Annotated in this window: 17 protein-coding genes; 12 read left to right on the forward strand and 5 right to left on the reverse strand. The window is 68.4% G+C overall.

Annotated elements, in window-relative coordinates; all coding sequences use genetic code 11:
• The first annotated feature begins 21 nt into the window (after nucleotides 1-21).
• Both ABJD39_RS10195 and ABJD39_RS10200 read left to right on the forward strand, forming a co-directional pair.
• Nucleotides 22-1,278, forward strand: coding sequence for a molybdopterin molybdotransferase MoeA (locus ABJD39_RS10195; RefSeq protein WP_348607952.1), 1,257 nt, complete (start codon nucleotides 22-24; stop codon nucleotides 1,276-1,278).
• Complete coding sequence (locus tag ABJD39_RS10200) at nucleotides 1,275-3,224, forward strand: molybdopterin biosynthesis protein (RefSeq protein WP_348607955.1); 1,950 nt, start codon at nucleotides 1,275-1,277, stop codon at nucleotides 3,222-3,224. Before ABJD39_RS10195 ends, ABJD39_RS10200 begins: the two co-directional genes overlap by 4 nt.
• A 70-nt stretch (nucleotides 3,225-3,294) precedes the next feature.
• On the opposite strand, the gene ABJD39_RS10205 is transcribed toward ABJD39_RS10200, so the two are convergent.
• On the reverse strand, nucleotides 3,295-4,356 hold the full coding sequence (locus tag ABJD39_RS10205; protein WP_348607956.1) for a PhoU domain-containing protein: 1,062 nt from the start codon (nucleotides 4,354-4,356) through the stop codon (nucleotides 3,295-3,297).
• Nucleotides 4,357-4,637: 281 nt separating this feature from the next.
• Between ABJD39_RS10205 and ABJD39_RS10210 the strand changes: the two genes are divergently transcribed.
• The 4 genes from ABJD39_RS10210 to pstB all read left to right on the forward strand — a co-directional run bounded on the left by ABJD39_RS10210 (nucleotide 4,638) and on the right by pstB (nucleotide 9,265).
• A complete protein-coding gene (locus ABJD39_RS10210; protein WP_348607957.1) occupies nucleotides 4,638-5,678 on the forward strand; it encodes a PstS family phosphate ABC transporter substrate-binding protein in 1,041 nt (346 codons plus the stop codon).
• Between the two features lie 70 nt (nucleotides 5,679-5,748).
• On the forward strand, nucleotides 5,749-6,708 hold the full coding sequence (gene pstC / locus ABJD39_RS10215; RefSeq protein WP_348607960.1) for a phosphate ABC transporter permease subunit PstC: 960 nt from the start codon (nucleotides 5,749-5,751) through the stop codon (nucleotides 6,706-6,708).
• A 1-nt stretch (nucleotide 6,709) separates the two neighbouring features.
• Nucleotides 6,710-8,365, forward strand: a complete 1,656-nt coding sequence (gene pstA, locus ABJD39_RS10220; RefSeq protein ID WP_348607963.1) for a phosphate ABC transporter permease PstA — start codon at nucleotides 6,710-6,712, stop codon at nucleotides 8,363-8,365.
• Between the two features lie 9 nt (nucleotides 8,366-8,374).
• Nucleotides 8,375-9,265, forward strand: coding sequence for a phosphate ABC transporter ATP-binding protein PstB (gene pstB, locus ABJD39_RS10225; RefSeq protein ID WP_431357845.1), 891 nt, complete (start codon nucleotides 8,375-8,377; stop codon nucleotides 9,263-9,265).
• Nucleotides 9,266-9,365: 100 nt separating this feature from the next.
• Here the strand turns inward: pstB and ABJD39_RS10230 are convergent, their stop codons facing one another.
• A complete protein-coding gene (locus ABJD39_RS10230) occupies nucleotides 9,366-10,451 on the reverse strand; it encodes a hypothetical protein (RefSeq protein ID WP_348607966.1) in 1,086 nt (361 codons plus the stop codon).
• A 175-nt stretch (nucleotides 10,452-10,626) separates the two neighbouring features.
• Between ABJD39_RS10230 and phoU the strand changes: the two genes are divergently transcribed.
• Together phoU and ABJD39_RS10240 are read left to right on the forward strand one after the other, a co-directional pair.
• Complete coding sequence (phoU, locus tag ABJD39_RS10235; protein ID WP_348607968.1) at nucleotides 10,627-11,298, forward strand: phosphate signaling complex protein PhoU; 672 nt, start codon at nucleotides 10,627-10,629, stop codon at nucleotides 11,296-11,298.
• A gap of 410 nt (nucleotides 11,299-11,708) precedes the next feature.
• On the forward strand, nucleotides 11,709-12,176 hold the full coding sequence (locus ABJD39_RS10240; protein WP_348607970.1) for an SPW repeat domain-containing protein: 468 nt from the start codon (nucleotides 11,709-11,711) through the stop codon (nucleotides 12,174-12,176).
• A gap of 37 nt (nucleotides 12,177-12,213) precedes the next feature.
• Here ABJD39_RS10240 and ABJD39_RS10245 read toward each other — a convergent pair whose 3' ends face one another.
• Together ABJD39_RS10245 and ABJD39_RS10250 are read right to left on the reverse strand one after the other, a co-directional pair.
• The gene (locus tag ABJD39_RS10245; RefSeq protein ID WP_348607973.1) at nucleotides 12,214-12,465 is read right to left on the reverse strand and encodes a hypothetical protein; all 252 of its coding nucleotides are present in this window, start codon (nucleotides 12,463-12,465) and stop codon (nucleotides 12,214-12,216) included.
• A 511-nt stretch (nucleotides 12,466-12,976) separates the two neighbouring features.
• The gene (locus ABJD39_RS10250; protein ID WP_348607976.1) at nucleotides 12,977-15,202 is read right to left on the reverse strand and encodes a CDC48 family AAA ATPase; all 2,226 of its coding nucleotides are present in this window, start codon (nucleotides 15,200-15,202) and stop codon (nucleotides 12,977-12,979) included.
• 273 nt (nucleotides 15,203-15,475) lie between these two features.
• On the opposite strand from ABJD39_RS10250, the gene larC reads away from it, so the two are divergent.
• Nucleotides 15,476-16,879, forward strand: coding sequence for a nickel pincer cofactor biosynthesis protein LarC (gene larC, locus ABJD39_RS10255; RefSeq protein ID WP_348607979.1), 1,404 nt, complete (start codon nucleotides 15,476-15,478; stop codon nucleotides 16,877-16,879).
• Entirely contained in the window at nucleotides 16,879-17,046 is a 168-nt protein-coding gene (locus ABJD39_RS10260; RefSeq protein ID WP_348607982.1) for a hypothetical protein, read from the forward strand. Before larC ends, ABJD39_RS10260 begins: the two co-directional genes overlap by 1 nt.
• A 78-nt stretch (nucleotides 17,047-17,124) precedes the next feature.
• Here the strand turns inward: ABJD39_RS10260 and ABJD39_RS10265 are convergent, their stop codons facing one another.
• A complete protein-coding gene (locus ABJD39_RS10265; protein ID WP_348607985.1) occupies nucleotides 17,125-17,865 on the reverse strand; it encodes a hypothetical protein in 741 nt (246 codons plus the stop codon).
• Between the two features lie 160 nt (nucleotides 17,866-18,025).
• Between ABJD39_RS10265 and ABJD39_RS10270 the strand changes: the two genes are divergently transcribed.
• Both ABJD39_RS10270 and radB read left to right on the forward strand, forming a co-directional pair.
• Nucleotides 18,026-20,464 carry a methyl-accepting chemotaxis protein gene (locus ABJD39_RS10270; RefSeq protein ID WP_348607988.1) on the forward strand — a complete coding sequence of 813 codons (2,439 nt, stop codon included), beginning with the start codon at nucleotides 18,026-18,028 and terminating at the stop codon, nucleotides 20,462-20,464.
• A gap of 56 nt (nucleotides 20,465-20,520) precedes the next feature.
• The gene (radB, locus tag ABJD39_RS10275; protein WP_348607991.1) at nucleotides 20,521-21,213 is read left to right on the forward strand and encodes a DNA repair and recombination protein RadB; all 693 of its coding nucleotides are present in this window, start codon (nucleotides 20,521-20,523) and stop codon (nucleotides 21,211-21,213) included.
• The last annotated feature ends 181 nt before the right edge of the window (nucleotides 21,214-21,394 follow it).

Raw genomic sequence — 21,394 nt, forward strand, 5'->3', positions numbered from 1 at the left:
CCGGACCCGCAAGGGTCGGGTATGAGCCACGACCGCACACGCGCCGGCTTCAAGGACCGGACCCGAGTCGCCGACGCGCGCGAGCGCCTCCTCGCGGCCGCCGCCCCGCACGGCCGGACGGAGACGGTGCCGCTGACGGCCGCCGACGGGCGAGCCGTCGCCGACGCGACGACGGCGCCGACGCCGGTACCGGGGTACGACCGCGCCGCGATGGACGGGTGGGCCGTCCGCGCGGCGGACACGTTCGGCGCCTCCGCGCGCTCGCCGTCCGTGCTGTTCGCCGAGGAGGGAGAGGCCGGCTCCGAGGGGGCGGTCCGGGTCCACACGGGAAGCGAACTGCCGACGGGCGCGGACGCGGTGGTCAAGATCGAGCAGGTCACCGAGGTCGGCGACGAGGTCGAGGTGTTCGACGCCGTCGCCGAGGGCGAGAACGTCGGCCCGACCGGGGAGGACGTCGCCGAGGGGCAGACGCTGTACGAGCCGCCCCACCGCCTCCGACCGTCGGATCTCGGCCTCCTGAAGTCCGTCGGCATCGACGAGGTCGAGGTCGCCGAGCGCCCCCGTGTCTCGGTGATCCCGACCGGCGAGGAACTGGTGCAGGCCGATCCCGACCCCGGCGAGGTGATCGAAACGAACGGGCTCACCGTCTCCCGGCTCGCCGAGCGCTGGGGCGGCGACGCTACCTACCGCGAGGTCGTCACCGACGACGAGGACGCCCTCCGCGAGGCGGTCGAGCGCGACCTCGATCACGACGTGGTCGTCACGACCGGCGGGTCGTCGGTAGGCGAGCGTGACCTGATCCCCGAGGTGATCGACGAGATCGGCGAGGTGCTGGTCCACGGCGTCGCCCTCAAGCCGGGCCATCCCGTCGCGCTCGGGGTCGTCGAGGAGACGCCGGTTATCATGCTGCCGGGCTACCCGGTCGCGTGCATCGTCAACGCCGTTCAGTTCCTCCGGCCCGCGATCCGCGAGATCGGCTCGCTCCCGCACGACCCGCACCCGACGCGCCGGGCGACGCTGACGCGGAAGGTGTCCTCAGAGCCCGGCGTGCGGACGTTCGCGCGGGTGAAACTGGACCCGACTGACGACGACGACAGGGCCGACGGCGACACGGGCGGCGACGACCCCGCCATCGAGGCGACGCCGACGCGCGCGTCCGGCTCGGGGATGCTCTCGTCGGTCGCGCTTGCGGACGGCTGGGTCGTCGTCCCCGAATCCCGAGAGGGACTCGACGCCGGCGAGCCGGTCGACGTGGAGCTGTGGGAGGTGAACGAATGAGCGACCGACGCGAGTTCCGCGACCTCGCGGAGCCCCAGGAGGCCCACGAGGCCATCGCGTCGCTGGACTTGGCGCCGGAGCCCGAGACCGTACCGCTTCGCGAGGCGCGCGGCCGGGTACTCGCCGAGCGGATCGACGCCGAGTTGGACGTGCCGGGGTTCGACCGGGCGTCGATGGACGGCTACGCGGTCCGAGCGCGCGACACCTTCGGCGCCGACGAGGTCGACCCCGCGACGCTGGAGCTGGTCGGCGCCGTCCACGCCGGCGCTGAGCCCGACGTGACCGTCGAGCCGGGCACCTGCGCGGAGATCTCCACGGGCGCCGTGATGCCCGACGGCGCCGACGCCGTGGTGATGGTCGAGCGGACCAGCGAGGTCGAGGGCGAACGCGGCGACGACGGCGACGCGGACGCCATCGAGATCCGAACGTCCGTGGCCCCCGGCGACCACGTGATGTTCGCGGGCGCGGACATCGCCGCCGGCGGCCGGGCGCTGGGTCCCGGCACGGAGATCACGCCCCGCGAGATCGGCTTGCTGTCGGCGCTGGGTGTCGACGAGGTGCCCGTGCGCGGAACGCCGACGGTCGGGATCGTCTCCACCGGCGACGAACTCGTTCGCCCCGGCGGCGACCTGCACAGCGAGCGCGGGCAGATCTACGACGTGAACAGCTACACGATCGCCGCCGGCGTCGAGGAGGCCGGCGGCGAGGCGGTCCTCTACCCCCACGCCGGCGACGACTACGACGAGATGGAACGCCTGCTCGTCGAGGCCAGCGAGGAGTGCGACCTCGTGCTCTCGTCGGGCTCCACCTCGGCCTCCGCGGTCGACGTGATCTACCGGGTGATCGAGGAGCGCGGCGACCTTCTCCTCCACGGCGTCTCGGTCAAGCCCGGCAAACCGATGCTCGTGGGTCGGGTGGGTGAGTCCGCCTACGTCGGCCTCCCGGGATACCCCGTTTCGGCGTTGACCATCTTCCGGACGTTCGTCGCGCCCGCGGTGCGCGAGGCGGCCGGGAAGCCGGAGCCGCGGACCGCCACCGTGACCGGCCGGATGGCCGTCGAGGAACGCTACTCGGAGGGACGGATGCGGCTCATGCCGGCCGGACTGGTTCACGACGGCGACGGCGAGACGCTCGTGTACCCCGTCGACAAGGGCTCGGGCGCGACGACGAGCCTCGTCGAGGCAGACGGCGTCGTCGTCGTCGACCCGGACACCGAGTACCTCGCGGCGGGCGAGTCCGTCGAGGTGCAGTTGTTCTCGCCGGACGTGCGCGCGCCGACGCTGTTCGCCGTCGGCGAGGACGACCCCGCGCTCTCCCGGCTGCTCGACCGCGTCGACCGCCCGCGGCACCTCGCGCTCGGCTCGCGGGAGGGGCTGCGTCGCCTCCGCGACGGCGTCCCCGACGCCGCCGTCGTCGCCGGCGAGCCCGGCCGCGACCCGGTCGCCGCGCCGGACCCCACCGCCGACGACGAGCCGGTCCCGGCCGAGATGATCGGCGAGTGGACCCGCGAGTGGGGACTGATCGTGCCCGCCGACAACCCGGAGGAGGTGACGGGTCTGGCGGATCTGGTCGACCGGGATCTCCGATTCGTGAACCGGGACTCGAACGCGGGCCTGCGGACGACGCTCGCGAACGCGCTGGCCGATCTGGCCGACGAGCGCGGGACGACCCGCCGGGAGGTCACCGAGGCGATCGACGGCTTCGACCGCGCGGTGCGGGCCCACGAGTCGCCCGCGCGGCGCGTGCTCGCGGGCGACGCGGACGCGGGGCTGGGACTTCGAGCGACGGCCGAACGGCTCGAAACGGGGTTCGTCTCGCTGGGGACCGAGCCGGTCCGGGTCCACGCGAACCCCGCACGCGTCGACAAGCCCGGCGTGCGGCGGCTGCGCGAGGCGGTCGCCGACGGCAACGACGTGTTCGACGCGCTCGCCGGCTACGAGCACTGATCGATCGGGGTCGAGAACGAAAACGCGGTCCGTCGGGTACGACGAACACGCCGTCGCCGTCGGACGGGTCCTACGGCGTCGGTGCGGCCTTCTGGAGGGCGGTCTCGGCGATGTTGCCGCCGTAGTCGGCAGAGCGGGACACCGAGTCGACGATGAGCCCGAGCAGTTGCGCCCGGGCGGGGTCGAGTTCCCTGAGTAGCTCGTCGATCTCGCGGGCGCGCTGGTCGACGCCGAGGACGGCGCCGCGGGCCTCGTTCGCCAACTCGGTTGCCTCGGCGCTGTCGTCGGCGAACAGCGCCGTCATCGCGCGGTCGACCACTTCGCGGGCGTCCTCATCGAGCGCCTGCAGCGCCTCGTTGAACTCCGCCGGGAGCACCTCGTCGACGCCGTTCTCCGGGGTCGGGACCTCGCCGCCCACGGCGTCGGCCGCCTCGCTCCCCAGCAGCTCCAGGGTGAGGTGGGCGATCTTCGTCGCGTGGTCGGCGACCCGTTCGAGCTGGCGCGCGCTGGAGTGGTAGTCGAAGCACACCTCCCGCGAGAGGCCGATGTCCTCGGCGGCCTTCGGGGTCCGCAGCGTCGACCGGAAGATGCGCGAGACGACCATGTACAGGCGGTCCACGTCGTCGTCGCGCTGGATCACGTCCAGCGCCATGTCCTCGTCGCCGGTGGTGAGCGCGTCCACCGCGTCCTCCAGCATGGAGACGGCGATGAGCCGCATCCGCGTCACCGCGTTGTGGATCGACAGCTCCGAGGAGTCGAGCAGATCGCGGATGACGACGCGGTCGCGCGTCTCCTCCAGTACCTCCAGGCCGACGAGGCTCTGGACGGAGTCGCGGATGGTGCGTCGCTGGTCGTTGGTGATCCGGGGCGCCTCCAGGGCGATGATGTCGAACCCGGAGACGTACATCGTCATTACCGCGCGCGTGAGCTGGTCGCCCTCCAGCTCACCGATGTCGAGGGTTCCCTCCGTCCGTTCCTCCTCGCTTACCGGGGTGAGAAACAGGGAGTCGCCCTCGGGGTAGAACTCCACTTCTGTGCCCGCGCTGACGCCGTTGTCCGTCGCCCACTCCTTCGGAATGGAGACGGTGTACGTCGACCCGCCCGTCACCTGCACCTTCCGTGTCTCTACCATCCTCGACTGATCGGGTCGAACCGCTGTTAAATCCACCGATGATCTATATATCTAGCTTCAACTATCGCCAAGAGGATCATGATATTTGGGGTAGATAACAATTATATGACTGTCTCGGTAGATCGGAACCTACGAATGGTGGCGTTAATAGCGGTATGGGGGCTTCTAAGTGCTGAATCCGGCCGAACGACGAACAGCGAATCCCGATCACACGTTCCCACAGTATATCTATATATTTCTCATAGTAGGGTACTTACGTATCTCCCGACTTCGATCAGGTGATGACGGATCAATCCGAATCCGCGACGCGGCGTGCCTTCGTGACTGCTGCGGGAACGGCCGGCGTCCTCGGTCTGGCCGGCTGTACGAGCAACCCCGACTCGGGCGGCTCCGGCGGAGATTCGGGCGGCTCCGGCGGCGACTCGGGCGGCTCCGGCGGCGACTCGGACCAGCTCTCGGGCGACATCGACATCGCGGGCTCCTCGACTGTATTCCCGCTGGCGACCGCCTTCGGGGAGATGTTCCAGAAGGAGCACTCCGAGGTCAACATCAACGTCCAGTCGACGGGCTCGGGCGGCGGGTTCGCGAACTTCTTCTGTCCCGGCGAGACGGACTTCAACAACGCCTCCCGGCCGATCCAGCCCGACGAGGAGGAGGCGTGCGCCGACAACGGCGTCGAGCCCGTCGAGCTGACGGTCGCGACGGACGCCCTGACGGTCATCGTCAACAACGACGCCGACTTCCTCGACTCGATGACCGTCGAGGAGCTTCGGACGCTGTGGTCCGCGGAGGCCCAGCCCGAGACGTGGAGCGAGGTCAACTCCGACTGGCCCGACGAGGAGATCGAGCTGTACGGTCCCTCCGACGCCTCGGGGACGTACGACTACTTCATCGAGTCGATCATCGGCGAGGAGGGCCCGGGCCACCGCCAGGACTACTCCGCCACCGAGCAGGACCGCACCATCATGCAGGGCGTTCAGGGCTCGGAGTTCGCCGTGGGCTACCTCGGATTCGCCTACTACAGCCAGAACATGGACTCGGTGAAGGCGGTCGCCATCGACGACGGCGACGGCCCCGTCGAGCCGTCGCTGGAGACGGCGAAGTCCGGCGAGTACACCCCGCTGGCGCGTCCGCTGTTCACCTACCCCGCGAAGTCCTCGCTCGCCGAGGACCACATCGCGGAGTTCGCCCGCTACTTCGTAGAGAACACGACTAACGAGGAGGTCGTCGCCAACGACGTCGGCTACGTCCCGCTCGACGACGACCAGCAGGCCGAACAGCTGGACAAACTGGAGACCGCCATCGAGGAAGCCAACGCGTAACTCCTGTCACCCGCGCGACGGACGCACGAACGGAGAAATTTTTCATCCCCCCACACGACCCACAACCTGAATGAGCACCGACGACATCGTGGACGACCTCACCCGGGACACGCAGAACTCTCCCGAAGAACTCCTGACGCGGTCGTTCTTCTTCCTCTGTGCGGTGCTCTCGATCGTCACCACGGTGAGCATCGTCGTCCTCCTCGTCACCGAGGCGGCCAAGTTCTTCTCGATCACCGCGCCGCTGATGGGCATCGAGGGACCGACCGCCTCGATCGTCGACTTCCTCACCGGGACGACCTGGCAGATCGGAAATCGGGAGTTCGGCGTGCTCGCGCTCGTGTCCGCGACGCTGATGATCACCATCGGCTCGGCCGTCATCGCGCTTCCGCTGGGAGTCGCGACGGCCATCTACCTCAGCGAGTACGCCGCCGAGCGCCACCGCGCGTTCCTGAAGCCGGCGCTGGAGGTGCTCGCCGGCATCCCGACGGTCGTCTACGGCTTCTTCGCGCTCATCTACATCACGCCCGCGATCAAGACGGTGCTCCCTGAGACCGGGACGTTCAACCTCCTCTCGGCGAGCATCGTGGTCGGCATCATGATCATCCCGATGGTCGCGTCGATCAGCGAGGACGCGATGTCGGCGGTGCCCGACGAACTGCGACAGGCGGGCTACGGGATGGGCGCGACCAAGTTCGACGTGTCGACCGGCATCGTCGTCCCGGCGGCGCTGTCGGGCATCTTCTCGTCGTTCATCCTCGCGCTCTCGCGAGCCATCGGCGAGACGATGGCCGTCACCGTCGCCGCGGGCTCGCAGGCGAAGTTCCTCAATCCCATCGACCCGACGGCGTATCAGGAGGGCGCGCTCCCGATGACCGCGGCGATGGTCCAACTCCTGCTCGGAGACATCACCGGCGGGGGGCTCGCGTACCGGAGCCTCTTCGCCATCGGGCTGACGCTGTTCGTCATCACCCTCGTCATGAACATCATCAGCGACCTGATCGCACAGCGGTACCGCGAGGAGTACTGAGATGGCGACCGACACACATACCGGTGACATCGAGAGTTTCGGAACGGTAAACAAGACCGTCGGGACCGTTTTCAAGTACGTCCTGCTGGCGGCGACGCTGTTCGGGCTCGTCGTGCTCGGCGCGCTCCTCGTGTACGTCGCCAACGACGCCATCCAGCCGCTGACCGCCGACCCCGGCTGGCACCTCACGTTCCTCCTCACGCTCGTACTCCCGACGCTCGGGGTCGGCGCGTTCCTCTACCGACGCAATGTCGACGCCCTCCGGTTCGGCGCGATGACGGTCGGCATGACCGTCGTGACGCTCATGTTCGCCGGCGGCGTCGGGATGATCTTCGTCGACATCCTCTCGCCGTTCGTCTTCCTCGCGTACGCGATCGCGCTGGCGCTCCCGTTCGCGCTCGTGCTCGCGCTCCAACGGCGGGCACGAGAGATCCCGTTTCTCACGCGGGTGGGCGCGACGACGCTCGCGTTCTACGTCTCACTGTTCGGCCTCCCCGGTCCCGTCGGAACGGTCGCCGGGGTTCCCACCGTCGTGCCTGGGGTCCCCACGCTGATCCAGTCGATCCCGACGATCCCGCTGGACTGGATGTCGCTCACGGTCACCCTCGGCCTCGTCGTCGCCGGGATCGTCGGCGTCTACGCCGCCCGGCTCCGTGACCGACGCGCCGGCGCGGTCGCCGGCGCCGCGGCCCTCATCGCGATCGCCGGCGCGGGCGCACTCGGCCCCGCGGTGGGTGTCACGCCCGTTCCTGCGGTGGTGCTCGCGTCAGTGGCCTTTGTGCCGACGGTCGCGTACGCCGCCGGCGGCGCTGTCTCGCGTCCCAGCGAGCGGGTCGGCCTGCTCGTACCCGCCGTCGTCATCGGCGGCGCCCTCGTCGGCGAGGTCGCCGTCGGCGCGCTCGGGTTCGCCGGGCCGCAGTCGTGGGTCGACTGGCAGTTCCTCACGAGTTCACACAGCCGAAACGCCGTCGACGCCGGACTGTACCCCGCGATCGCCGGCTCGATCCTCCTGATGGGGACGGTCGCGCTCCTCTCGTTCCCGCTCGGCGTCGGCGCTGCGGTGTATCTGGAGGAGTACGCCCCGGACAACCGCTTCACCCGGTTCATCGACGTGAATATCTCCAACCTCGCCGGAGTTCCTTCCGTCGTGTACGGGCTGCTCGGGCTGGGCGTGTTCGTCACGTATCTCGGGCGCTCGACGGGGACCGTCCTCATCGGCGGCGCGACGCTGGCGCTGCTCATCCTCCCGATCGTCATCATCTCCTCGCGGGAGGCGATCCGGAGCGTCCCCTCCGAGATGCGAGAGGCCTCCTACGGGATGGGCGCGACGAAGTGGCAGACCGTCCGGCGGGTCGTGCTCCCGCGGGCGTTCCCCGGGATCCTCACCGGGACCATCCTCGCGCTCGGCCGAGCGATCGGCGAGACCGCCCCGCTCATCATGATCGGGGCGCCGAGCGTTCTGTTCTCGCTGCCGACCGGCTTCACCTCGAAGGTGAGCGCCATGCCGCTGCAGGTGTTCGCGTGGTCGAGCCTGTTCGCCAGCGAGGACTTCTACACCAAGGCCGTCCCCGCGGGCGTCGTGGTGCTCGTGAGCGTCCTGCTGGCGATGAACTCGATCGCGATCGTCCTGCGAAACAAGTATCAGAGTGAGCAGTAATCCATAATCATGACTGACGGACACGGACCGGCCGACGATAGAATGGAGCCCGACGGCGGCGAAACGACCACAAGCGATCCGTCGACGGAGATGTCGATCCAGACGGACGTCAGCGAAAGCGTGAGCGCCAACGACCACGGGCGAGAGGCGGAGACGCTCGTCGAGGCGCGAAACGTGAGCGTCTACTACAACGACGACCGCGCGCTCAACGACATCTCCATGGAGATCCCGGAGAAGCGCGTCACCGCGATGATCGGGCCCTCGGGCTGCGGCAAGTCGACGTTCCTCCGGTGTATCAACCGGATGAACGACATGATCGACGCCGCCCGCGTCGAGGGCGAGCTCTTCCTCCGCGGGAAGAACGTCTACGACGCCGACGTGGACCCGGTCGCGCTCCGTCGCCGCGTCGGGATGGTGTTCCAGAAACCGAACCCGTTCCCCAAGTCCATCTACGACAACGTCGCGTACGGCCTGGAGATCCAGGGCGCCGACGGCGACTACGACGAGATCGTCGAGGAGTCGCTCAAGCGCGCCGCCCTGTGGGACGAGGTGAAGGACCAACTCGACGAGTCCGGACTCGATCTCTCGGGCGGACAACAGCAGCGCCTCTGCATCGCACGGGCCATCGCGCCCGACCCGGAAGTCATCCTGATGGACGAGCCCGCCTCGGCGCTGGACCCCGTCGCGACCTCGAAGATCGAGGACCTCATCGACGATCTCGCCGAGGAGTACACGGTCGTCATCGTCACCCACAACATGCAGCAGGCGGCCCGCATCTCCGACAAGACCGCGGTGTTTCTCACCGGCGGCGAACTGGTCGAGTTCGACGACACCGACAAGATCTTCGAGAACCCGGAGTCCCAGCGCGTCGAGGACTACATCACCGGCAAGTTCGGGTAACGCCGCCCGGTTCGGCTCTCCGGCCGGTTGCGGTTCGGTGTCCGTTCTCTGTCGTCCGTTCTCCGCCTCCGCTCACACAGTTCTCCGACCGTCACGCCGTTCAGCGAGCGCTATCGACGGCTCGCGATCCGACCTCGATGCCGCCGTCGTTCCCGAGGCGGACGACGAGCGACCCGCGAGCGGGGCAGCGCACGAACGACCGCCGGACCGTTTCTCCCCCGTCGCCGCGGGTCGCCGTGACGGTGAACGCCCCAGCGGGCGGGACGGCCGTCTGTACCCGAACAGTCGCGTTCGCGGCCGGGTAGACGGTCCGGTCGAGCACTCGCTCCCCGTCGGCGTGGACAGTAACGTCAACGACGGCGTCGGCGTCGGTCACGTTCTCGACGAGCACGTCACGGATCAGGAGATCACACACCAGCCGCGGTGGCTCTCCGATCAGACAGTACAGCGGGCCGTCCTCGGGCGGGCGCCACCCGCGGCGGTCGTCGCCCGCGTCGGTCTCGACGGAGACGGCTATCCGCCCCCGCGGAACCGACAACGGGAGCGGGACGCGCGACCCGGGTGGCACACGGAGGTCCACGCCTGCGGCGCCGTCGCCGTCGGAGGCGGTTATCCGGAGACGTCCGCCGTCGTCCGGCGCATCGACGACGAGCAGGGCGGCAGCGGTCCCGCTTGCGGACGCGACGAGCCCACCGGTCGACCCCTCGACGAACGACTGCGTCGCCGACCGCGGGTAGATATCGCGGACGCTCACGCCGCCGTCGAGGTCGATACCCAGGTCGTCGCCGCCGGGCCCGGGCGCCCAGTCGACCGTCCGCCGGCGGTTGTCGGCGGTCCGAACCGACACGGTGTACGGACGCGCGACACCCAGCACGTCGGCGAGGACGGTTCGGCCGACCGGGGGAACGCGGACCGTCCGGGCGAGCACGTCAGTTTCGCCCTCGTTGACCCGGAGCGTGACCCACTCGGATCTGACGAGCCGGTTCGAGACGACCACCGAGCGGGGACGGTCGAGCGCATCGGCGTCGCCGACGCCGTAGGCGGTCGGCTCGGGCGACGGCGTCGATGAAGCTGTCGGCGTCGCCCGCAACGCGGGGTTGACCGTCCGGCCGCCGGCATCGCTCCCCGGAGACGAACAGCCGGCAAGCGCCGCGGCACCCGCGAGCAGGAACGACCGACGGAACACGGCGGTCGTAGGGGCGACACCGGCATAACGTCGGCGGCGACGGGGCGAACGGACCCGGATGGCAGGGACTGTGCTCGGGACCGCTCGGAACCGCTCAGGAGCGTTGGGGTGAGCTCTGTACACGAACCAGCCCACGAACACAAACCCTTACGACCTGCGCGGAGGGATCGTGAGTATGGCACGGAAACAGTATCAGGAACGCCTCGAGGAGCTCCGCGAGGACGTGCTCTACATGAGCGAGATCGTCGCCGAGCGCCTGCGCATGGGGATGGACGCCCTCGCTACGAAGGACGAGGAACTCGCTCACCGGGTCATCGACGAGGACGCCGAGGTGAACCAGCTGTATCTCGAACTGGAGCAGGACTGTGTCGACCTCCTTGCGCTCCAGCAGCCGGTCGCGGGCGACCTGCGATTCATCGCGGCGACGTTCAAGATCATCACCGACCTCGAGCGTATCGGCGACCTCGCGACCAACCTCGGCGAGTACAGCCTCCAGGCCGAGCGCGACGTGTTCCCCGACGTGGACGTCCAGCGCATCGGCGAGGCGACCTTGGAGATGCTCGACGACGCGATGACCGCCTACGCCGAGGAGGACTCGGAGGCGTGCTACGGTGTCGCCACGGACGACGACGACGTCGACCAACTGTGCGAGGACGCGAGCGCCGCAGTCATGCGGGAACTCCTCGAACGTGAGGGTGTCACCGAGGAGGACATCGACGACATGATGACGGACGTCTCTCGGCTCCTGCTCACGATCCGTGACCTCGAGCGCGTCGGCGACCACGCGGTCAACATCGCCGCTCGGACGCTGTACATGGTCGAGAACGACGACGAGCTCATCTACTGAACCTCTTTTCCGTCGAGGAGTTCCTCGGCCGCCTTCGGGAACCCCCGATGATACCCGTCAGGACACGCTACAAGCGGAAGTGATCGCCCAGTATTCACTCAAAACTATTTTTTGAGGAAGTGAGTGACACCGGAACGAGTCCGCTGAACAACGGTACCGATCCCGAATAACCGAGAAATGGGTAGTACAGGTGCTCGAAGTTTTACGGAGATCCTGGTCTATCAGAATACAACTACTGAATAGAGACGACTTGTTTCGTCGATACCGACGGATGCCCACTAGTAGTCCATCACGATCTATTTGGTGTGACTTTGTGTGACTTTCTAACTTTACGCGTGAAGGCCCACCTATCCATGCAGAGAATCATGAGTAACAACAGAGCGAATTCCGATGACAGGCGAAGCAACGAAATGGACATGGACACGGACCGTCACGATGAACGCGCTGACCACGGTCACGATGAACGCGCTGACCACGGAGCGAATCCGAGTGAACGTGGCAAATGGCTCTCGGCGCTGATCGCACTTCTGGGAGCCTGGATGATCGTACAGGCTCTCCTATTAGAGCTCACCGCAGCCCAGTTCTGGAACGACATTCTAATCGGTGCACTCCTGGTCGGCGTCGGGGGGTACAACTACTCGCGGCGAGCGGACGAGCGGTTCGCGAATACCGCGGTTTCCCTGATCGCCGTCGCAGCCGGGCTTTGGTTGATTGCGGCACCGTTCGTGCTGGGTGCCGACACCGGACTCACCGAGACGGCCAATGAGCTTGGGTTCTACAACGACATCGCCGTCGGGTTGCTTGCGGTGGGCCTCGGCGCCTACAGCGCATACCAGGCCCGGGACCACCAGGAGGACACTCGCCGGACAAACGCCTAAAAACGGCTCCCTTTCTCGCGATATTTGGCAGTACTCGCTAGAGCCACTGTCGGGAGAGCCGTTGTTGCCGGTAGACCGCGAGTTGGTACTGGGCCAGTAGTACCGAGCAAGCGATCGCTAGCGCCACGAAGGCCCCGATGAATAACAGCGACCCCCCGTGCAGAACCCCGTTGAGCAACTGCAGGAGCGCGAACACCGGAAGACTGAACGTTAAAAGGCCGGTCCGAATCGGGAACTCCCGGGCCATTCGAATGAACATGTCTATCTCGCTCGCCACGTTATCGTTCATTGTTCTACTTGGTAGCCCCAGTAGAAGGATGCTTATAGCCGCTTCGAACGACAGTAGGGCAGAGTTTCTACGGAGTCCCGTGGGAGACCCGCATAGAACTCAGCGATGTGAACAGCGAGACCGCGGATCGGTGAACCTACCCCGTCCGTTCTGGGCATTCAGCACGGCTCTGTGGATCTTCCCGATCTCTGGTGGCATCTGCGGCGATACGTTCGCACATCCACTGAGCGGCTATTTCACTCGTCACCCACCGAAATAGAGTTCAAACCAAACGGGTACCGGATCAGAATTCGAGTAAGAAGCTGTGGTTGCGGTTCGCACCAGCGATTGGACCGCGAGTGAGCCAGTCGGTAGGCTGGCGAACGAGCGGAAGTTTTAGCATCATCAGACACCTCCGGCGTCTGGTTTGTAGTCAGAACACTTCGCGTTTTGACGACATGAACGGGGTTTCATCGGGGGTTCCCGCAAGTCGCGGGAGGCGACTGAGGAACCCCCCATCAGAAGAGAGGTTCTATTGGAAGCCAACCCGTCCGCTGCGGTCCGAGCGGAGGCTGTCGGTACCGCCGCCCTTGAACTGCTCTTCGATGTCGGCGTAGTAGCTCATGATCTCATCGGAGATGGTCGGCCGGACCGTCTCCATCGCCTGCTCGAAGTGGCGCATGTTGACCTCCTCGGCGTCGTCGTCCTCGCGCAGCGCCTGGATAGCGGCCTCGCGGCCGATCGACTCCAGATCGGATCCGACGTAGCCGTCGGTACGTTCGGCGAGTTCGCGCAGGCTCACGTCGGCGCTCAGCGGCGTGTCGTCGGTATGGATCTTGAGGATCTGCTCGCGGCCCTCCTCGTCGGGCTGGCCGATCATCACGAGCCGGTCGAACCGCCCCGAGCGGATGAGCGCCGGGTCGATCATGTCCGGTCGGTTCGTCGCGCCGATCACCATCACGTTCTCCATCTCCTCGAGGCCGTCGAGTTCGGTCAGGAGCTGATTGACGACGCGCTCGGAGACGTTGTTCCCCATATCCTGGCCCCTGCTGGGGGCCAGCGAGTCGAGCTCGTCGAAGAAGATGATCGTCGGGGCCACCTGTCGGGCCTTCCGGAACGTCTGGCGGATCGCCTTCTCGGACTCGCCGACCCACTTCGAGAGCAGCTGCGGCCCCCGCACCGAGATGAAGTTCGCGTTCGTCTCGTTGGCGACGGCCTTCGCCATCAGCGTCTTCCCGGTTCCGGGCGGGCCGTACAAGAGCACCCCCTTCGGGGCTTCGACCCCCATCCGCTCGAACTTCTCGGGCGTCCGCAGCGGCCACTCGACCGCCTCTTTCACCTGTTGTTGGGCCTCGTCGAGGCCGCCGACGTCCTCCCACGTGACCTTCGGGAGTTCGACGAGCACCTCCCGCATCGCCGAGGGTTCCACTTCGGAAAGCGCGCCCTGGAAGTCGTCGCGCTTGACGATCATCCGGTCGATGAGACTCGGCGGGATGTCCTCCTCGTCGAGTTCGATCTCCGGGAGGTAGCGCCGCAGCGCCTTCATCGCGGCCTCCTTCGTGAGGCTCTCGATGTCGGCGCCGACGAACCCGTGGGTCTCGTCGGCCAGGCGGTCGAGGCCAACGTCGTCCGACAGCGGCATGCCGCGGGTGTGGATCTGGAGGATCTCCTTGCGGCCGACCTCGTCGGGGACGCCGATCTCGATCTCGCGGTCGAAGCGACCGGGGCGCCGGAGGGCCGGATCGACGCTGTCGACGCGGTTCGTCGCGGCGATGACGATCACCTGTCCGCGTGTCTCCAGCCCGTCCATCATCGTGAGGAGCTGGGCGACGACGCGGCGCTCGACTTCGCCGGTCACGTCCTCGCGCTTGGGCGCGATGGAGTCCAACTCGTCGATGAAGATGATCGAGGGTGACTCGTCTTTCGCGTCCTCGAATATCTCCCGGAGCTGTTGCTCGGACTCCCCGTAGTATTTCGAGATGATCTCGGGGCCGGCGATGGAGAAGAAGCTCGCGGAGGTCTCGTTGGCGACGGCCTTCGCCAGCAGCGTCTTCCCGGTGCCGGGCGGACCGTGCAGGAGGACGCCCTGCGGGGGCTCGATCCCCAGTTTCTTGAAGATCTGGGGGTGTTTCATCGGCAGCTCGACCATCTCACGGACGCGCTGGATCTCCTGTTGGAGGCCGCCGATGTCCTCGTAGGTGATCCCGCCGCCGGTCTTCTCGAACCCGGAGATCGGTTCCTCCCGGAGTTCGACCTCGGTGTCCTCGGTGATGAGACAGACGCCCTCGGGCTCGGTGTCGACGGCGATGAGCGGGATCGCCTGCCCCGGCGAGCGCATGAACGGGTGGTTCGTGCTCGACATCACCGGGACGATGTCGCGCTCGACGACCGGGCGCTTGAGGATCTGACGTTTCACCATCCCGGCGGCGTCGGAGCCGAACTGTACCGACGCCTCCTCGGGCGGCGCGAGCGTCAACTTCTCGGCCTTCTTCGCCTCGGCCTTCCGGATCGTGACGCGCTCGCCGATACCGACGTCGGCGTTCTGGCGCGTGAACCCGTCGATGCGGACGGTGTCCGTGTTCCAGTCCTGCCGGTCGGCGCGCCACACCTTCGCGGCGGTGGTCTCGGCCCCCTCGATCTCGATGATGTCGCCCGGAGAGAGCTTTAGGTGCAGCAGGGTGTCCGGGTCGAGGCGGGCGATCCCCCGGCCGGAGTCGTTCGGGTACGCCTTCGCGACTTCGAGTTGGACTTCATTCATGATGGATTGACTGGTGTTCGTTCCAAGTACGTCCGTCCGGACGGCTGTTAAGCCCTCCGTTGCGTGCCGTGGCGCCGGAACGTGGGAATTCCGGGCCGACGTCGGGGACGCAGGACGTGCTAATCTACCGCAAAACACGGGTCCCGGCCTGAAAACACCACCGCCGACAGCGACCGATTCGGGGGAGCGGTCGACGGGCCGAGTGCGTGATCGTCGGGCCCGTCAGGGCGCCGTGGCGGTAGCGACTTCACGCCGCGGGGCGATCGGTCGACCATGCAAACGATCGCGTTCGACGGCCGGATGGGCGCCGCCGGAGACATGATCCTCGGCGCGCTCGTCGCCGCCGGGGCCGACCCCGACGTACTCGCGCCCGTGGAAGACGCCCTGCCGGTCCGCTACGAGTTCGAACCGACCGAGCGAAACGGCATCGCGAGCACCCGCGCCCGGGTCCGACACCTCGGCAGTGACCACGATCACGACGATGGCGACGGTCACGATCACGACCACAGCCACGATCAGCACGACCACAGTCACGACAGCGACGACAACGGCCACAGCCACGCCCACGACGGAGATGACAACGGTCACAGTCACGACCACGATCACAACGCGGAGGGGAAGGGCCCCCAGCGCACGTACGCCGAGGTCGTCGAGGTCGTCGAGGGGATGGACCTCCCGGAGTCGGTCCGGACCGACGCGCTCGCGACGTTCGAGATCCTCGGCGAGGCGGAGTCGTCGGTCCACGGCACGGATCTGGAAGGTACCCACTTCCACGAGGTGGGCGCCGACGACGCCATCGCCGACGTGGTCGGCGCGTGCCTGCTGTTCGACGACCTCGACGCCGACCGCGTCGTGACGACGCCGCTTTCGACGGGCGACGGCGAGGTCGACTTCAGCCACGGCGTCTACCCGGTTCCGGTGCCGGCCGTCGTCGAGATCGCAGAGCGGGCCGACTGGTCACTGCGCGGCGGCCCGGTCGACACCGAGTTGCTCACGCCGACGGGCGCGGCGATCCTCGCGCACTACGCGGAGGGCGTCGAGCGGCTCCCGTCGCTGCGGATCGAGGCGTCGGGGTACGGCGCCGGCGGGTGGACGTTCCCCGACCGGCCGAACGTGCTCCGGGCGGTCGTCGGCGAGGCCGAGCGCGGCGGACTCGTCCGCGACGACGTGGCCGTGCTGGAGACGAACCTCGACGACGCGGCGCCGGAGCTGCTCGGCGGCCTCCAGGAACTGCTCGCCGAGGCGGGCGCCCGCGACGTGTCGGTCCTTCCGGCGACGATGAAGAAGTCGCGCCCCGGCCACCTCGTGAAGGTGATCTGCAAGCCCGAGGACGCCGACCGCGTCGCCCGCCGCCTCGCCGAGGAGACCGGGACGCTCGGCGTCCGCGAGGGCGGGGCGAGCCACCGATGGATCGCCGACCGGCGCTTCGAGACGGCCGAACTTCAGCTCGGTGGGGACGGCGCCACCCACGAGATCCCGGTGAAGATCGCCAGCAACGCCGACGGCGACGTGTACGACGTGAGCGCCGAGTACGACGACGCGGCGGCGGCCGCACGCGAGGCCGGCGTCCCGGTGCGCGAGGCGCTCCGGCGCGCGGAGGTGGTCGTCCGTGACCGGCTGGAAGACGACGCGACGGCCGGGATGGAGGCTCGCTCGGCGGACGACATCGCGGAGTGATGAGCGACGGGAGCCGCTACACGTGCGACGACTGCGGGACCGCGTTTCGGCTGTCGGAGGCGACGCGAACCGAGACGATGGGCGATCTCGACCCCGAGGCGTGGCAGACGCTGTGCTGCCCGACGTGTGGCGCGCGAGTGAAGACCGTGTTCGTCGGTCGGGAGTAATCCGGTCCACTTCCACCTGTCGGCGGTCGGGCGTCGCGCTGTTCGGCGCCAGTCGGGCGTCGCACTGTTCGGCGACGGTCAGCCGTCGCGCTGTTCGGCGATGGCCTCCGCGATCGTCAACTCGCCGAGGGCGACCTCGCGAGCCAACTCCTCGCTCACGGTGAGATCGCCCGCAGAACGGTCACGCGACTCGTTTTTGATCCGTTGGATCTCCCCCGCCGTCGGCTCGACCGCGCGCGTCTCGACGGGGTCCCCTTCCATGCGGGCGATGTTGACCGCGGCGAGCACGTCGGCCATTCCCTTCCCGCCGGCGCCGCGGCCGAGCGTCGGCGTCGTCCCCGACTCGTCGACGAGTTCGACGGAGACGCCCTCTAGTTCGTTCACGATCCGCGCGCTCCGGAGGCGGTCCCCGTCGCCCACGCGCACCAGCGCGTCCGGCTCGTCGTCGATCTCCGCGATCACGGTGTCGACGGCGTCGCCCAGCGGGACGTGGTACGCGGCGATCACGGTCTCGCCCGACAGCACCGCGATACCCGGCCGCTCGCCCGGGTCGACGCCGACGACGGTCCGACCGTCGCCCCCGCGGAGCCCGCCGAGCGCCTCCTCGACGCCGTCGCGGACGCGGTCGGCGGTCGTGGTGACGTGCTCGACAGGCTCCTCGCGGAAGCTGAGGCCGTCGTGTGGCGCCGAGATGACGACCGCCGCGTGCTCGGGGAGGTCGGCGTCGGGCTCGCGGGTGGTGAACGTCGCGCCGCGCTCGCGGAGCTCGGCGACCGCGGCGTGATACAGGGCGAAATCGTCGGTGACGACTACGATCACTCGCCCCTCTGTACGGCGCTCGGCGGCTTGACGGTGACGCCGGCGGGGTGGTGATGGCGCCGACGGCTTGACGTCCATGCCGACCGCCACTGCGACCGATTCTCCGCCGTGATACCTGCGGGGCTACTGTTAACCGTGGGATCGAGAAGGTCGAAATGAGATGACGGATCGTTCCGAGCGTTCGGTCGGTGCCCGGCTGGTTCCGGACGTGATACGTCGCGGGATCGTTCGCAAGTTCGCGACGGTGCTGTTCGTGTTGATCCTCGCGACGGGGGGAGTCGGCGCATACGCCGTCTCCTCGACGACCGCGGACCTTCAGGAGAACGTCAGGAACGACCTGACGACGGTGACGGCGTCGGAGGCCGACGGGCTCTCCGAGTGGATGAGCCAGCGGAGCACGGCCGTGCGGATGATCTCCGAGTATCAGGACGTTCGCGAGGGGAACTCCGCGAAGCTCCGGCCGGTGTTCACCACGGAGCTTCGCGCCCTCCCGAACGACGTGCACTCGATCCACTACGTCGACACGGACGAGGAGACCGTACTCGCGTCCAGCGACTCGGAGCTCGAGGGCGCGTCGCTCGCGGAGGCGTCGCTGGCGTGGACGCCGGCGGTGACCCCCGCGTCCGCCGACCGGACGGCCACGTCGTCGGTGTATCGGACGAACGACGGGCCGATGATCGGGTTCGTCAGCGCGGTGCCCTCCGCCCCCGACCGCGCCGTGGTGCTCGTCGCCGACACCGGGGCCATCGGTGAGGGGTTCTCCACGCCCGTCGAGGGCGGATTCGTCCGCGTCGTCGACCGAAACGGCATCGTGGTGATGGCGGACGACCCGGACGCGATCAGCCAGTCGTACCTCGGCGCCACCGGCGAATCGTTCCAGTACGCGCTCGACGGCAACGAGGTCGTCACCGAGGACGCGGCGGTCGAGGACGCGCTGAACCGCGACCTCGTCGTCTCGTACGCCCGCGTCCCGGCTACGTCGTGGGTGATGGCCGTGCACGTCCCGGCCGACGGCGCGTACGCGGTCGCCGACGGCGTCCGACGGAACATCCTCCTGCTTGTCGCCACCGCTCTCGTCGGGTTCGTGGTCGCGGGCGTGCTCATCGCCAAGCCGACCGGCGACGCGCTCGACGACCTCAGCGACCGCGCCAGAGCGCTGGGATCGGGCGATCTCGACGTGTCCGTCTCGACGGCGCGGATCGACGAGATCGGCACGCTGTACGGTTCATTCGGCGACATGCGCGACGACCTGAACGACCGGATCGACCAGGCGCGAACCGAACGCGAACGGGCCGCCGACGCGAAAGCGGAGGCGGAGGCGCTGGCCGACTCCCTGGAGCGCCGCGCGAACGAGTACGGCGACGCGATGGCGCGATGTGCCGACGGCGACCTCACGGTCAGGCTCGACGAGGACGCCGACAACGAGGCACTCGAGGAGATCGCCGGCGCGTTCAACCGAATGGTCGACGATCTCGAGGACACCGTCGGCACCGTCCGCGCGTTCGCCGACGAGACCGACGAGCGCGCCGTGGCCGTCGCCGCCGGCGCCGACCAGATCGAGGACGCGAGCGCCTCGGTCAGCCGCGCGATGACCGACGTCGCCGGCGCCAGCGACGAGCAGGCCGAGCGACTGGGCGAGGTCAGCGGCGAGATGAGCGGCCTCTCGGCGACCGTCGAGGAGATCGCCGCGACCGCCGCGGACGTGTCCGCGCTCTCGGCGGAAGCCGCCGACAGCGCCGACGAGGCGGGTGACGCCGCCGAGAACGCCCTCGACGCGTTCACCGCGGTTGCGGATCGAACCGACCGGACCGCCGACGAGGTGGACCGGGTCGCCGACGAGATGGCCGAGATCACCGAGGTCGTCGACCTGATCGACGGGATCGCCGAGCAGACGAACCTCCTCGCGCTCAACGCGTCGATCGAGGCCGCCAGGGCCGGGGAGGAGGGCGACGGCTTCGCCGTCGTCGCCGACGAGGTGAAGACGCTCGCCGAGGAGACGAGCGACGCGACCGACGAGATCGCCGCCCGGATCGAGACGCTGCGGGAGGCGTCGACGGCGGCTGCCGACGACATGGCGGCGACCCAGGACGTCGTCGACGACGGCGTCGAGGTCGTCGAGGAGGCGCTCGACGCCGTGGAGACGGTCGGCGAACGGATCGACGACGCGAACGACGGCGTCGAATCGATCGACGCGGCCACCGACGATCAGGCGGCGACCACCGAGGAGGTCGTGACGATGGCCGAGGAGGTGGCGGAGATCGGTGAGGGCACCAGCGCCGATGTCGACAGCGCCGCCGCGTCGGCGGAGGAGCAGACGGCCGCCGTCTCCGAGGTGAGCGAGTCCGCCGAGGCGCTCTCCGCCCGTGTCGAGGAACTCCGCGGGGTCGCCGCTCGGTTCGACGTCTCCGAGGAGGCGGACGGCGGGGACGCCGTCTGGGACGGCGACGATGCAGAGATCGGGACGGCCGACGATGATCTCGGGACGGCCGACGAGCCCACCGTCGGCACCGGCGACGCGGGCGACTCCGGCGTCGCGATGGCGGACGGCGACGGCTTCGAGTACGTCGCCGACCGCGGCGCCGCCGCCGGCGACGACTGACCGCGGTCCGCCCCGTACTCGGGAGGTTTTTGCGTGATGACGACCCACGACTGCCCGTGTCCGAGTTCCTCACGACCGGCAGTGACGCCGTCGACGACCTCCTCGGCGGCGGCATCGAGCGCGGCGTCGTCACCCAACTGTACGGCCCGCCGGCGTCGGGGAAGACGAACCTCGCGCTGACAGCGGCCGTCGAGGTCGCCGCCGCCGGCGGCTCGGTCCTCTATATCGACACCGAGGACCTCTCGATGACCCGGTTTCGCGACATCGCGGAGGCCCGATCCGACGAGCCGGTCGAGCAGGTCGCCGGTCGACTCGTCGTGAGCGAGGTCATGAGCTTCAAGGAGCAGGGCGAGGCGGTGAAGGACGCCTCGGAGTTGGCCGACGGCGTCGACCTGATCGTTCTCGACTCCGCGACCGGGTTCTACCGGCTGGAGCGCACGGAGGACTCCCGCGGCGGCGAGTCAGTGCGCGAGGTCGCGCGCCACGTGACCCATCTGCTGTCGCTGGCGCGCAAGCACGACCTCGCGGTGGTGATCACGAACCAGGTGTTCACCGACCCCGACGCCGACCGCGACCGTCCACTCGGCGGCAACACCCTCGAGCACTGGACGGGCGTCGTCCTCCGGCTGGAGCGCTTCCGCGGGGGCAACCGTCGGGCGACGCTGGAGAAACATCGCTCGCAGCCGGCCGGCGAGTCCGCCCGCTTCCGGATAACCGACACCGGCGTCGAGGACGCCGACGAACGGTAGATCGGTCGCGAGTACGGACGAGAGCGAGCGCGAACGGTGTATCACGGTCGCGAGCTCATCTCGGCCGGATTCGTCTCGGACGGATTGGGCTCGCCCGAATCCGCCTCGACCGGTTGTCGTCGCCGCCGCGGACGGCCGCGAGGGGCCGTGAGGTTCGATTCGAGCGATTCAAGTAGCCGCA

The sequence above is a fragment of the Halobaculum rarum genome (assembly GCF_040025155.1).
GTDB classification, from domain to species: domain Archaea; phylum Halobacteriota; class Halobacteria; order Halobacteriales; family Haloferacaceae; genus Halobaculum; species Halobaculum rarum.